The organism is Intrasporangium sp., assembly GCF_051961875.1.
Taxonomy (GTDB): Bacteria; Actinomycetota; Actinomycetes; order Actinomycetales; family Dermatophilaceae; genus Intrasporangium_A.
This window is the reverse complement of sequence record NZ_JBQCCV010000125.1, coordinates 116,245-129,162: the sequence shown is the minus strand read 5'-3', so window position 1 is coordinate 129,162 and position 12,918 is coordinate 116,245. Positions and strand designations below refer to the sequence as shown.

At 70.9% G+C, this 12,918-nt stretch carries 12 protein-coding genes; 3 read left to right on the top strand and 9 right to left on the bottom strand.

All coding sequences use genetic code 11. The features are described 5' to 3' along the window. From ACTHJJ_RS07750 to ald, 6 genes are all read right to left on the bottom strand, one after another. Nucleotides 1–382, bottom strand: a 382-nt coding sequence (locus ACTHJJ_RS07750; RefSeq protein ID WP_440302358.1) for a S4 domain-containing protein, incomplete at its 3' end; no start/stop codon positions are given. After that, nucleotides 379–999 (bottom strand): SMC-Scp complex subunit ScpB, encoded by a 621-nt coding sequence (gene scpB / locus ACTHJJ_RS07745; protein ID WP_440302357.1) that lies wholly within the window; start codon nt 997–999, stop codon nt 379–381. The genes ACTHJJ_RS07750 and scpB, both read right to left, overlap by 4 nt. Next, complete coding sequence (locus ACTHJJ_RS07740) at nt 992–2,050, bottom strand: segregation and condensation protein A (protein WP_440302356.1); 1,059 nt, start codon at nt 2,048–2,050, stop codon at nt 992–994. Before ACTHJJ_RS07740 ends, scpB begins: the two co-directional genes overlap by 8 nt. A gap of 4 nt (nt 2,051–2,054) precedes the next feature. After that, a complete protein-coding gene (locus tag ACTHJJ_RS07735) occupies nt 2,055–2,900 on the bottom strand; it encodes a ParA family protein (protein ID WP_440302362.1) in 846 nt (281 codons plus the stop codon). Nucleotides 2,901–3,042: 142 nt separating this feature from the next. Next, complete coding sequence (xerD, locus tag ACTHJJ_RS07730) at nt 3,043–4,014, bottom strand: site-specific tyrosine recombinase XerD (RefSeq protein ID WP_440302355.1); 972 nt, start codon at nt 4,012–4,014, stop codon at nt 3,043–3,045. Continuing rightward, nucleotides 3,984–5,096 (bottom strand): alanine dehydrogenase, encoded by a 1,113-nt coding sequence (gene ald, locus ACTHJJ_RS07725; protein ID WP_440302354.1) that lies wholly within the window; start codon nt 5,094–5,096, stop codon nt 3,984–3,986. The genes xerD and ald overlap by 31 nt, the downstream gene beginning before the upstream one ends. A 165-nt stretch (nt 5,097–5,261) precedes the next feature. Between ald and ACTHJJ_RS07720 the strand changes: the two genes are divergently transcribed. Beyond that, nucleotides 5,262–5,867 carry a hypothetical protein gene (locus ACTHJJ_RS07720; protein WP_440302353.1) on the top strand — a complete coding sequence of 202 codons (606 nt, stop codon included), beginning with the start codon at nt 5,262–5,264 and terminating at the stop codon, nt 5,865–5,867. A 13-nt stretch (nt 5,868–5,880) separates the two neighbouring features. Here the strand turns inward: ACTHJJ_RS07720 and hisS are convergent, their stop codons facing one another. Together hisS and ACTHJJ_RS07710 are read right to left on the bottom strand one after the other, a co-directional pair. Further along, the gene (hisS, locus tag ACTHJJ_RS07715) at nt 5,881–7,215 is read right to left on the bottom strand and encodes a histidine--tRNA ligase (RefSeq protein ID WP_440302352.1); all 1,335 of its coding nucleotides are present in this window, start codon (nt 7,213–7,215) and stop codon (nt 5,881–5,883) included. After that, the gene (locus ACTHJJ_RS07710) at nt 7,212–7,913 is read right to left on the bottom strand and encodes an MBL fold metallo-hydrolase (protein ID WP_440302351.1); all 702 of its coding nucleotides are present in this window, start codon (nt 7,911–7,913) and stop codon (nt 7,212–7,214) included. Before ACTHJJ_RS07710 ends, hisS begins: the two co-directional genes overlap by 4 nt. Before the next feature lie 162 nt (nt 7,914–8,075). Between ACTHJJ_RS07710 and ACTHJJ_RS07705 the strand changes: the two genes are divergently transcribed. After that, nucleotides 8,076–8,909 carry a peptidylprolyl isomerase gene (locus ACTHJJ_RS07705; RefSeq protein ID WP_440302350.1) on the top strand — a complete coding sequence of 278 codons (834 nt, stop codon included), beginning with the start codon at nt 8,076–8,078 and terminating at the stop codon, nt 8,907–8,909. Then, the gene (locus ACTHJJ_RS07700; RefSeq protein WP_440302349.1) at nt 8,906–10,597 is read left to right on the top strand and encodes a DUF349 domain-containing protein; all 1,692 of its coding nucleotides are present in this window, start codon (nt 8,906–8,908) and stop codon (nt 10,595–10,597) included. Before ACTHJJ_RS07705 ends, ACTHJJ_RS07700 begins: the two co-directional genes overlap by 4 nt. 18 nt (nt 10,598–10,615) lie before the next feature. Here the strand turns inward: ACTHJJ_RS07700 and ACTHJJ_RS07695 are convergent, their stop codons facing one another. Beyond that, complete coding sequence (locus ACTHJJ_RS07695) at nt 10,616–12,898, bottom strand: RelA/SpoT family protein (protein WP_440302348.1); 2,283 nt, start codon at nt 12,896–12,898, stop codon at nt 10,616–10,618. Nucleotides 12,899–12,918: the final 20 nt, after the last annotated feature.

Below are 12,918 nucleotides of genomic sequence, written 5' to 3'. Positions count from 1 at the left end.
CGTCGAGGTTGACCCGCTCGCCGTCGACATGGACGGCCTGGCGCTTGGGGTCGATCCGGCCCCCGAGCTCGGTGACGACCTGGCCGTCGACCTCGACCCGGCCCTCGGTGATGAGGTTCTCGCAGACCCGGCGCGAGCCGACGCCCGCGCTCGCGAGCAGCTTCTGGAGGCGGACGCCCTCGGGGTCGTGGACGTCGACGTCCGGGGTGCGCGGCCGCTCGGGCAGCCGCGTCGGCTGGCCGGCCTTCGTCGACCCGGCGAAGCGTGGACCCTTGCCGGTCCCCCGCTGGCCGCCACCCTGAGTGCGGGGTCGCTGCCCCCGTCCGGGCTGCGGCCGTCCCTGACCTCGTGGCTTCCGGGGTGAGCGCGAGTGCTCGGTCATACGTGGCCCTCCTCGACCAGTTCGTCGATGACATCGGCGTCGGGCAGGTACGGCGCCAGCGCGGGCAGCTCGTCCAGAGAGCTGAGCCCCATCCTCTGCAGGAAGTATGGCGTCGTGCGATAGAGAGTCGCCCCGCTCTCCCCGGTGTCCTCGACCTCTTCGATGAGCCCGCGGGTGAGGAGCGTGCGCACCACCCCGTCGACGCTCACGCCGCGGACTGCGCTGACCCGGGCCCGTGAGACGGGCTGCCGGTAGGCGATGACGGCAAGGGTCTCGAGGGAGGCCTGCGTCAGCTTGGCCTGCTGGCCGTCGAGGACGAACCGTTCGACGACGGGAGCGAACTCGGACCTGCTGTACATTCTCCAGCCGCCCGCCACGTTGCGCAGGGTGAACCCGCGCTGCGCCGCGGTGTAGTCGTCCTCGAGGGCGAGGAGGTGCTCGTGGACGTCCTCGACCGACAGCTCGAGCGCCGAGGCCAGCGCCGGCTCGCTCACCGGGTCATCGACGACCATGAGCACCGCCTCGAGGGCCGCACGGGCCCCGCCCGGGAACGCACCGAGATCGAAGGCGATCTGGTCCTCCGCGACCTCGCCCGTCGTCTCGTCGTGGTCACTCATCCTGTCCCTCCTGCGTCAGTGGGGCGCCCACGTCGTGCCTCTCGCCGAGAGGGGATGCGTCGCTCGTCCCGGCCGGCGCCGGACTCGGCGCGTCCTGCTCGTCGAACTCGTCGGTGATGTCGATCTCCCCAGCATCACTACCCGTCCAGCGGACACCCAGCTCGCCGAGGGCCTCGGCCTGCTCGAAGGCGATCGCCGCCTCCTTGAACAGCTCGAGGAGCGCGAGGAAGCGGGCGACGATGACGAGCGTGCTGTCCGCGTCGGCGACGAGCGCGCGGAAGGAGAGCTGCCCGCGTGCCCGGAGCCGGTCGACGACGATCGTCGCCTGCTCCCGGACACTCACCTGGGGCGCGTGCAGGTGGTCGAGTCCGACCGTGGGTGGCGCCTTGGGGGTCATCGCCCGTGCCGCGATCATCGCGAACTGCTCGGGCGTCACCGCGATGACGAGCTCCGGCAGGAGCGCGGCGAACTGGGGCTCCAGCCCTGCCTGCCGCGGGGTGATCCGGCCCGCCGTCGCCATCCGGTCGGCGAAGGTCCCCGCGATCTGCTTGTAGGCGCGGTACTGCAGGAGCCGGGCGAAGAGCAGGTCGCGGGCCTCGATGAGGGCGAGGTCCTCCTCGTCCTCGGGGCCGGCCTGGGGCAGCAGCCGGGCCGCCTTGAGGTCGAGCAGGGTCGCGGCGACGACGACGAACTCCGAGGCCTGGCTGAGGTCCCACGACTCTCCGGACTCGTCGGCCTGCGCCGCCTTGATGTGGGCGACGAACTCGTCGGTCACCTTGGCCAGGGACACCTCGGTGATGTCGAGCTTGTGCTTGGCGATGAGGCCGAGGAGCAGGTCGAAGGGCCCCTGGAACACGTCGAGGTGGACCTCGAAGGGGGCGGCCGCCCGCCGGGTGATGACGCCCCCGGGGACGAGCTCCGAGCCGTGGCCCGCAGCCGCGTCGGGCAGGGCGATGCCGAGCTCCGGCGCCCCCTCCTCGGCGGCGCTCGAGTCGCCCGGAATGACCGCGGCGTCGACCGGGGCTCGGTCGACGAGGTCCTGCTCGCTCATCGCGTCAGGCCGCGTCACAGCGCGCGATGAGCTCGCGCGCGAGCTGCCGGTAGGCGTCCGCACCGCTGTGGCTGGGGGCGTACGCCGTGATCGGCTCGGCGGCGAGGGTCGCGTCCGGGAACTTCACGGTGCGGCTGATGACCGTGTGGAAGACCTGCTCTCCGAAGTGGTCGACGACGGAGCGGACCACCTCACGGCTGTGCAGCGTGCGCCCGTCATACATGGTCGCGAGGATGCCATCGACCTGGAGCCGAGGGTTGAGCCGGTCGGTGATCTTGTCGATCGTCTCGACGAGCAGGGCGACCCCGCGCATGGCGAAGAACTCGCACTCGAGCGGGATGATGACGCCGTGCGCCGCTGTGAGCGCGTTGACGGTGAGCAGCCCGAGCGAGGGCTGGCAGTCGACCAGGATGACGTCGTAGTCGTCGACGACCGGTCGCAGGACCCGGGCGAGCACCTGCTCGCGGGCCACCTCGCCGACGAGCTGGACCTCGGCGGCGGACAGGTCGATGTTGGCCGGGACGACGTCGAGGTTCTCGCTCGCCGTCCGTTCGATGATCTCGCGGATGTCATGTCCGCCACCGACGAGCAGGTTGTAGATCGTCTGGTCGAGCTCGTGGGCCCGCACGCCGAGGCCGACCGAGAGGGCACCCTGCGGGTCGAAGTCGACGAGGAGCACCCTGCGGTCCAGCTCGGCGAGGGCGGCTCCGAGGTTGATGGTCGTCGTCGTCTTGCCGACGCCGCCCTTCTGGTTGCACATCGCGATGATGCGGGCCGGCCCGTGGCTCGTCAGGGGTGGCGGCTGCGGGAAATGAGGCATCGGACGGCCTGTGGGCCCGATGACCGGCACCCGCGAGGACCCGTTCTCGAAGAGGTTGGTGAGGTCACCGACCTGGTCGGTCCGTGCCGTCTCCTGGGTCTCCTCGTTCACCCTGGTGTCCACTCCGCTCCATCGTGCTGCGTCAGCGCCGCGCTGATCAGGCCCGACCCTATCAGCGCGCCCGCGGATGGGACTCCGCATAGACCTCACGAAGTCGATGCACGGAGACCATCGTGTAGATCTGCGTCGTCGTGACCGAGGCGTGCCCGAGCAGCTCCTGGACCACGCGGACGTCGGCCCCGCCGTCGAGCAGGTGCGTCGCGAACGAGTGGCGCAGCGTGTGGGGCGACACGTGCTCGAGCCCGGCCCGCTTCGCGACCTCCTGCAGGACGAGCCACGCCGACTGGCGCGAGAGCCTGGCTCCGCGCTTGCCGAGGAACAGCGCCGCGCCCGACCGGCCCTTCGCGGCGAGGGCCGGGCGCGCCCGGGTCAGGTAGGCGCCCAGGGACTCAGCGGCATACCGGCCGATCGGGACGACGCGCTCCTTCGAGCCCTTCCCGAACAGGCGGACCGCGCGCGCCTCGAGGTCGACGTCGTCGACGTCGAGCCCGACCGCCTCGCTGATCCGGGCGCCGGCACCGTAGAGGACCTCGAGCAGGGCCCGGTCACGCAGGGAGATGGGGGTGTCACCGAGGGAGGCCGTGTCGAGGAGCCGTTCCACGGATGCCACGGGAATCGCCTTGGGCAGCCGGGACGGGGTGCGCGGCGGTGCCACGTTGGCGGCGGGGTCGCTCGCGGTCACCCCTTCGACGGCGAGGAAGCGGTGGAAGCCGCGGACCGCCACGAGGGTGCGGGCCGCGGACGACACGGCCAGGCCGGGCCGGCCGGGAGCGCCCTCGCGAAGGTCGGCGAGGAACGCGGCGACGTCCGGCTCGCGCACCGCTGCGGCATCCGTGATACCCCGGGCCGCGAGAAAGTCCCGATAGCGGGCGAGGTCACGCCGGTAGGACGCCAAGGTGTTCGCCGCCCCACCGCGCTCGACCCGGACGTGGTCGAGCCAAGCCTTGATGTCGCGGTCCAGGGACGTCTGGCGCGTGGACGTGGTCGCCGAGCTCAGGAGAGCACCTCGGCCGGTGCGGTGCACGTGAGCCCGTGGGCCTCGGCGACCGGCGCCGAGACGACGGCTCCACCGTGCGTGTTGAGCCCGAGGGCGAGGGCAGGGTGGGCCCGCAGTGCCCCTCGCCAACCGAGGTCGGCGAGGGCGACGGCGTAGGGCAGTGTGACGTTGGTCAGGGCGTAGGTGCTCGTGTGCGGGACGGCACCCGGCATGTTGGCGACGCAGTAGAAGATCGAGTCGTGGACCTGGTACGTCGGGTTCGTGTGCGTCGTCGGCCGGGAGTCCTCGAAGCAGCCGCCCTGGTCGATCGCGATGTCGACGAGCACCGAGCCCGGCCGCATCCGGGCGACCTGCTCGTTGGTGACGAGCTTGGGGGCCCGGGCGCCGTGGACGAGGACCGCACCGATGACGAGGTCCGCGTCGGCGATCGCGTGCTCGACCTCATAGGCGTTCGAGGCGACCGTCTGGCAGTGGCCCTGGTAGACGAAGTCGGCACTGCGCAGCTTGGCGATGTCGCTGTCGAGGAGGAGCACCTCGGCCTGCATCCCGAGGGCGATGGCGGCGGCGTTCATGCCGGCGACGCCCGCCCCGATGACGACGACCTTCGCGGCATACACGCCGGACACTCCGCCGAGGAGGATGCCGCGGCCACCCTGCGCCCGCAGGAGCGCCTGGGCGCCCACCTGCGGGGCGAGCCGCCCGGCGACCTCCGACATCGGCGCCAGCAGGGGAAGCGTGCCGTCGGCGAGCTCGACCGTCTCGTACGCGATCGCGGTGACTTTGCGGCGCACGAGCTCCTCGGTGAGCGGCCGGTCGGCGGCGAGGTGCAGGTAGGTGAAGAGCGTCTGTCCCTCGTGGAGGCGGTCGTACTCCTCTGCGACAGGCTCCTTCACCTTGAGGACCAGCTCGGCGGTCTCCCACACCTTGTCGGCCGCGACCAGGGTGGCGCCAGCGGCACGGTAGTCGTCGTCGGTGATCGACGAGCCGAGGCCCGCGCCCGCCTCGATGACGACCTCGTGCCCGTGTGCCACGAGCTCCGTCACGCCGGCCGGCGTGATGGCGACGCGGAACTCGCTGTCCTTGACCTCACGCGGGATGCCGACCTTCATGCTCCTCACAGTAGTGTCGCCGCCCGTCGCCGGAGGGCTGTTCGATGTCGAAGCCCTGTCGTCTCAGGCCCGCGGTGTCACACCTGCCTCGCCCACTGGGTATGGCGCTCACATCGCTCCGCGGGCCCCTGAGGTCCCGCTCGTCGCTCGTCCCGGAGGCCCATGATGAAGCTCTACGCAGACACGACCGCGAGACGGACGCGCCAGCTCCTCGGCGACGTCGCGATGCTCGTGTGGCTCGCGGTCTGGGCCTGGGCGGGTCGACAGGTGCACGACGTCGTGCTGGGGCTGCGCGGCCCAGCCCAGTCGCTGGAGACGGCGGGCACGTCGGTCCACGACTCGCTGACCGGCGCGGGCGCCGAAGCGGGCCGGATCCCCGCAGTCGGTGGGGACCTGGAGCGCTGGCTCGACGGCGCCGCGGCTTCGGGCACGCGACTGCGTGGAGCCGGTCACTCGATGGTGAGCAGCATCGAGGACCTCGCCGCGTGGCTCGGCTGGTCGACCGCGCTCGTGCCCATCCTCACCGTCGGTGCCCTCTGGCTGTGGCTCCGGGCCCGGTTCATGCGCCGCGCCACGACGGCCCAGCGGTTCATCGACGCGACCGAGGACCTGGATCTCTTCGCGCTGCGTGCCATGGTGCGCCAGCCGATGACCGCGCTGGCGCGGATCAGCGCCGATCCCGCCGGCGACTGGCGCCGCCGGGAGCCCGACGTCATCAAGGCCCTCGCCGCGCTCGAGCTGCACGACGAGGGGCTGCGGCTGCCCGGCTGAGTCCAGTGCGGGGTCAGGGCTTGCGGGTGATCGCCGGCTCGAGGTCCTCAGCCGGGGGCGTCCACACCGACGCGTCGGCCGGCACCTGCTCGCCCGAGCGGATGTCCTTGACCTCGTCGCCGGACTCGCCGGCGCCGGGGAACCAGACGTACGGGATCCCGCGCCGCTCCGCATAGCGGATCTGCTTGCCGAACTTGGCGGCCTTCGAGGCCACCTCGCACGCGATCCCCCGACCTCGGAGCGCGGTCGCGACGGCCACCGCCTCCTCCCGCGAGTCGTCGTCCTTGAGCGCGACGAGGACCGCGGCCGGGGTGGAGCGGGACGAGGTGAGGATGCCGTGCCCGATGAGCAGGCCGAGGATGCGCGTCACCCCGATCGAGATGCCGACTCCGGGGTAGGTGGTGCGCCCGTCCGAGGCGAGCGCGTCATACCGGCCGCCGGAGCAGAACGAGCCCCAGTCCTCGTGCCCGACGAACTGCGTCTCGTAGACGGTTCCGGTGTAGTAGTCGAGGCCGCGGGCGATCCGCAGGTCGGCCACGACTCGGCCGGGGGCGTGGGCGAGACCGGTCCGGATCACGGCCTCGAGTGCCTCGAGGCCCTCGTCGAGGAGCGGGTGCTCGACACCGAGCGCCCGGACCCGGTCGACGAACGACAGGTCTTCGGTGCGGATCTCCGCGAGGGCGAGGCACTGGTCGGCCTGCTCGGGAGATGCACCCGACTCGATGAGCAGCTCCCGCACCTTCTCGGGCCCGATCTTGTCGAGCTTGTCGACGATCCGGAGCGTGCCCGTGACGTCGGTGAGGCCGATGCCCTGGTAGAAGCCGTTCGGGATCTTGCGGTTGTTGACCTGGATGACGAAGTCACCGACGGCGAACTTGCTGAAGACGTCGGCGATGACGAGCGGCATCTCCGCCTCGAAGTGCGGCGACAGCTCGCCGACGTCGACGACGTCGATGTCCGCCTGGGTGAACTCGCGGTAGCGGCCCTCCTGGGGCCGCTCGCCGCGCCAGGCCCGCTGGATCTGGTAGCGCCGGAACGGGAACTGGAGCTTGCCGGCGTTCTCGAGGACATAGCGGGCGAAGGGAACGGTGAGGTCGAAGTGCAGTCCCCACTTCGCGTCGTCCTCGTCGCCGGCCAGCCGCGAGACCGCATAGATCTCCTTGTCAGCGTCGCCGCCCTTGCCGAGCAGCCGCTCCACCGGCTCGATGGAGCGCGTCTCGATCGAGGAGAACCCGTGCAGCTCGAACGTCTCACGGATGACGTCGAGGAAGCGCTGCTCGACGATCCGCTCAGCCGGCAGGTACTCCGGGAATCCGCTGATCGGGGTGATCTTGGCTGACGTGCTCACGCGGGCAAGTGTTGCAGGTAGGGGTTCGTCCCGCGCTCGTGGGCCATCGTCGTGGCGGGCCCGTGTCCGGGCAGGACGAGCGTCGTGTCGGCGAGCGGCAGCACGACGTCACGCAGGCTGCGTTGCATTGCCGCGTGGTCGCCGCCCGGCAGGTCGGTCCGTCCGATGGACCCGGCGAACAGGACGTCGCCGGAGAGCATCGTGCGGTCGACGTCCACCTGGCCACCCACCGCCTCGGGGACCTGCGCCACGCCGAACATCACCGATCCCTGCGTGTGGCCCGGCGCGTGCAGGACGTCGAAGTCGAGGCCCGCGAGGGTCAGCCGCGCCCGGTCTCGGATCTCGACGATTTTCGACGGCTCGGTCCACGTCGCCGCGCGCCCGAACTGCTGCTCGAGCATCGCGACGAGGCCCGGGTTCGTCTCCGACAGCGGGTTGGCCAGGCGGTAGCGGTCGTCCGCGTGGATGTATGCCGCCGTGTCCGCCCCGCACACCGGCGTGACCGACCAGACGTGGTCGACGTGGCCGTGGGTCAGCAGGACGGCGGCCGGCCGGAGCCGGTGGCTGGCCAGCACCTCCCGCAGTGTCTCCTCGACACCGATGCCCGGGTCGACGACGACACACTCCTCCCCTGGCCCGGGTGCCAGCACGTAGCAGTTCGTGTCGAAGGCCTGGGCAGGGAAGGCGACGGTCAGCACGCTTGGAGCCTAGCCGTGGGCACCGCGTCCGCTGAGCGGCATACGTCCTCGGTGACGCCAGTTTGTCACGGACTCGTGACCATGCGGGGCGCACGGGCAGAGGGTGTGTCCCTAAAATGACCGGAGCCCGGGCAAGCCGGAGGTTCCGCCAAGGAGAGGTTCGTGACGAAACAGCAGGAGCGCGCCCGTGAGCGGCGCCGCCAGCAGGGACAGCAGCGTGCTGCCGAGCCGCCCGTGAGCGAGACCAAGAAGGACATGCAGCTGTTCGCCGCGATCCTCGCGGTCATCTTCGTCATCGGGGCCTTCATCGCCGTGCCGCACTTCCTGCCCAAGGGAGACACAGCACCCAAGGCGGCGCCCACCCCGGCGGCCTCGGGCGAGAACGCCGGGCTGCAGGAGGGACAGCAGCTCGCCGCCGGCTGTGAGGAGCCCCCCGCTCTGCAGAAGACGCCGAAGCACTTCGACAAGCTGCCCGACAAGAAGGCGGCGGCGGGCAAGACCTTCGTCGCGACGGTGCACACCACGTGCGGTGACATCGCGCTCGAGCTCGACGGCGCGAAGGCGCCCCAGACGGTCGCGTCCTTCAACTTCCTTGCCAAGGAGGGGTACTGGGCGCCCAGCCCGTGCCACCGCGTCACGAGCTCCGGCATCTTCGTCCTCCAGTGCGGCGACCCGACCGGCAGCGGCTCCGGTGACCCCGGCTACGGCTTCGGCATCGAGAACGCGCCCAAGGACGGCGTCTACCCCGCGGGCAGCCTCGCGATGGCCCGCACGCAGGACCCGAACGGCAACGGTGGCCAGTTCTTCATCTCCTACGAGAAAACGCAGTTGCCCACGCAGGGCGGCGGTTACACGATCTTCGGGAAGGTGACCAAGGGTCTCGACATCGTCAAGAAGATCGCCTCGCACAAGGCGCTACCCCCCCAGACGACCGACGGGACCCCGGTCTCCCCCATCAGCATCCTCAGCGTCGAGGTGACGGAGAAGAAGGCATGACGGACACGACGAACCAGCCCGAGCAGGCGCAGCAGGAGAACCCGGCCGAGCCGGTCGAGCAGGTCGAGCAGGTCGACGCCCAGGGGCACACCGAGCAGGAGGCGCAGGCCGAGCAGCAGGAGCCGGCAGAGGCGGCGGACGCCGAGGCGCCGCCACACGCGGCGGAGGCACCGGCGGAGCCTGAGGCTGAGGCCCCGGCCGAAGCACCGGCGGAGGCACCCGCGGAGCCTGAGGCTGAGGCGCCGGCCGAAGCACCGGCAGAGGCCGCGGAGGCTCCCGGAGAGGCTGAGGCACCCGCCCAAGCCGACACGGAGCCGGCGACCCCGGCTGCGCCCAAGCCCAGCGCCATACCGAAGCCGAGCTCCATCCCCACGCCCGCGGCGATGGCGCGGCCCGCGCCGCGACCCGCTCCCCCGGCAGCCACCGAGGACCACTCTGCCTCGGCCGCATTCGGCAGGGTGGACGAGAACGGCGTCGTCCACGTGCAGACCAAGCAGGGCGAGCGTGAGGTCGGCAGCTACCCGGGTGCGACCCCCGAAGAGGCGCTGACCTATTTCGCGCGCAAGTACGACGAGCTGTATGCCGCCGCCGTCCTGCTCGAGCAACGGCTCGCCCAGCCGGAGGTGCCTTCCAAGGACGTCAACGACGCCCTGAAGAAGCTGGCCGAGCAGGTGAACGAAGCGGCCGTCGTGGGCGACCTCGACGCGCTGCAGGCAAAGCTCGACGAGATCCAGTCCGGCGTCGCGCAGAAGCGCAACGTCGAGCAGGAGGCCCGCGCGGCCGCCAAGGCACAGGCCAAGGCGGAGCGCGAGGCGATCGTCGACCAGGCGGAGGCGATCGCCGCCCAGCCGGAGAACAAGATCCAGTGGAAGCAGAGCGGCGCCCGGATGCGCGAGCTGCTCGACGAGTGGAAGCAGCACCAGCGCTCTGCCACCCGTCTCGACCGTGACACGGAGACGGCTCTGTGGCAACGGTTCAGCACCGCCCGCAACCACTTCGACAAGGCCCGCCGGGGCCACTTTGCAAGCCTGGACGCCTCGCACGCGGAGGCGAAGGCCGCCAAGGAACGCCTCGTCGCCGAGGCCGAGCGCCTCTCGGCGAGCACCGACTGGTCGGCGACGGCCGGGGCCTACAAGCGGCTCATGGACGAGTGGCGTCGCGCGGGCCGGGCGAGCCGGTCCGACGACGACCAGCTCTGGGCCCGCTTCAAGGCGGCCCAGGACGCGTTCTTCGGCGCGAAGGACGAGGTCGTGGCCGCCGAGGAGGAGCAGTTCCGGGGCAACCTGGCCGTCAAGGAGGAGCTGCTGAAGGAGGCCGAGGGACTGCTGCCGGTCACCGACCTCGAGCAGGCGAAGTCGGCGCTGCGTACGATCCAGGACCGCTGGGACGCGGCGGGCAAGGTCCCGCGCGCCGACATGGACCGGATCGAGAAGGCCCTGCGACGGGTCGAGCAGGCGGTCCGTGACGCCGACGAGAAGCGTTGGAAGTCCTCAAACCCCGAGGTTGCCGCGCGTGCCCAGGGCATGGTGGACCAGCTCGAGCGGGCAGTCGCCGACCTCGAGGCCGACCTGCGAAGGGCCGAGTCCACGGGCAACGAGTCCAAGATCCGCAAGGCCCAGGAGGCGCTCGACGCCCGCCGCGCCTGGTTGGAGCAGGCCAAGACCGCAGCGTCGGAGTACGGCGGCTGAGTCTGGCGGCGGGCAGGGTCAGCGCTTCTGGTTGGCCCTGCCGCCGTTGACGCGGTAGACGTCGAAGACCCCGTCGATCTTGCGCACGGCCTTGATGACGTGCTCGAGGTGGGCGGGGTCACCCATCTCGAAGGTGAAGCGGGACAGGGCCACCCGGTCGCGTGAGGTCTGCACGGACGCCGACAGGATGTTGACGTGCTGGTCCGACAGCACCCGGGTCACGTCGGAGAGCAACCGACTCCGGTCGAGTGCCTCGACCTGAAGCTGGACCAGGAAGACGCTGGCGGACGATGGCGCCCACTCGACGTCGATGAGCCGCTCAGGGTTCGCCGTCAGGGAGCTGGCGTTCGGACAGTCGACCCGGTGGACCGAGACTCCGCTGCCCCGGGTGACGAACCCGAGGATCGGGTCGCCGGGCACGGGGGTGCAGCACTTCGCGAGCTTGACCCACACGTCCGCCGTACCGACCACCACGACACCCGGGTCGCCGCTGCGCCGGCGGCTGGCGGCGCGGGTCGGCACCGTTGCCTCGGCGAGGTCCTCGGTCGCCCCGTCGACGCCTCCCATCGACTCGACGACCTTGTGCACGACGTGCTGGGCCGAGACGTGGCCCTCCCCCACGGCGGCGTAGAGGGCGTCGATGTCCTGGTAGCGCAGCTCGTTGGCCACCGCGGTCATCGTCTCGTGGCTCATGATCCGCTGGAGCGGGAGGTTCTGCTTGCGCAGGGTCTTGGCGATGCTCTCCTTGCCCGCCTCGATCGACTCCTCGCGGCGCTCCTTCGAGAACCACTGCTTGATCTTGTTGCGCGCCCGCGGGCTCTTGACGAAGCCCAGCCAGTCGCGGCTCGGCCCGGCGCCGTCCGCCTTGGAGGTGAGCACCTCGACGACGTCGCCGTTCTCGAGGGTCGACTCCAGCGGGACGAGGCGCCCGTTCACACGGGCCCCGATGCAGTGGTGCCCGACCTCGGTGTGGACCGCATACGCGAAGTCGACGGGCGTGGCGCCCATGGGCAGGGCCACGACAGAGCCCTTCGGCGTGAACACGTAGACCTCGCTCGCGCCCATCTCGAAGCGCAGCGAGTCGAGGAACTCGCCCGGGTCCTCGGTCTCGCGCTGCCAGTCGAGCAGCTGCCGCAGCCAGGCCATGTCGTTCTGCGGCGCCGCCTCGCCGGCCTTGCCGGTCACTGCCTGGTCCTTGTACTTCCAGTGGGCGGCGACACCGTACTCGGCCCGGCGGTGCATCGTGTGAGTCCGGATCTGGATCTCGACCGGCTTGCCCTGCGGACCGATCACCGTGGTGTGCAGCGACTGGTACATGTTGAACTTGGGCATCGCGATGTAGTCCTTGAACCGGCCGGGGACCGGGTTCCATCGCGAGTGGAGCGCGCCGAGGGCTGCGTAGCAGTCGCGCACGGTGTCGACCAGCACGCGGACGGCGACGAGGTCGTAGATGTCCTCGAAGTCGCGGCCGCGCACGATCATCTTCTGGTACACGGAGTAGTAGTGCTTGGGCCGGCCGGTCACGAGCGCCTTGATCTTCGCGGCGTCGAGGTCGTCCTCGACCTGCTTGCGGACGCCCGCGAGGTACTCCTCGCGCGCCGGTGCCCGCTCCGCGACGAGCCGGACGATCTCGTCGTAGACCTTCGGGTAGAGCGTCGCGAACGAGAGGTCCTCGAGCTCCCACTTGATGGTGTTCATGCCGAGGCGGTGCGCGAGGGGCGCGTAGATCTCGAGCGTCTCGTTGGCCTTGCGCTTGGCCGACTCCTCCGAGACGTAGCGCCAGGTCCGGGCGTTGTGCAGCCGGTCGGCGAGCTTGATGACGAGCACCCGGATGTCGCGCGCCATGGCGATGACCATCTTGCGGACGGTCTCGGCCTGGGCCGCCTCCCCGTAGGTGACCTTGTCGAGCTTGGTCACCCCGTCGACCAGCATCGCGATCTCGTCCCCGAAGTCGCGCCGCAGCTCGTCGAGGCTGTATGACGTGTCCTCGACCGTGTCGTGCAGCAGCGCGGCCGCGAGGGTAGGCGGCGTCATACCGAGCTCGGCGAGGATCGTGGTGACCGCGAGCGGGTGGGTGATGTACGCGTCGCCGCTCTTGCGCAGCTGGCCCTGGTGGGCCCGCTCGGCGATCGCGTAGGCCCGCTCGATGACGGACAGGTCGGCCTTGGGGTGGCTCTGCCGGACGGCGGTCATGAGCGGCTCGAGGACCGGGTTGCCGGACGGCCGGGCCGCACCGAACCGGGCGAACCGCGCACGTACCCGGGATGGCGTGCTCAGCTCGCTCCGGACCTCCTCACTCATGCCACGAGTCTAGATGGCCG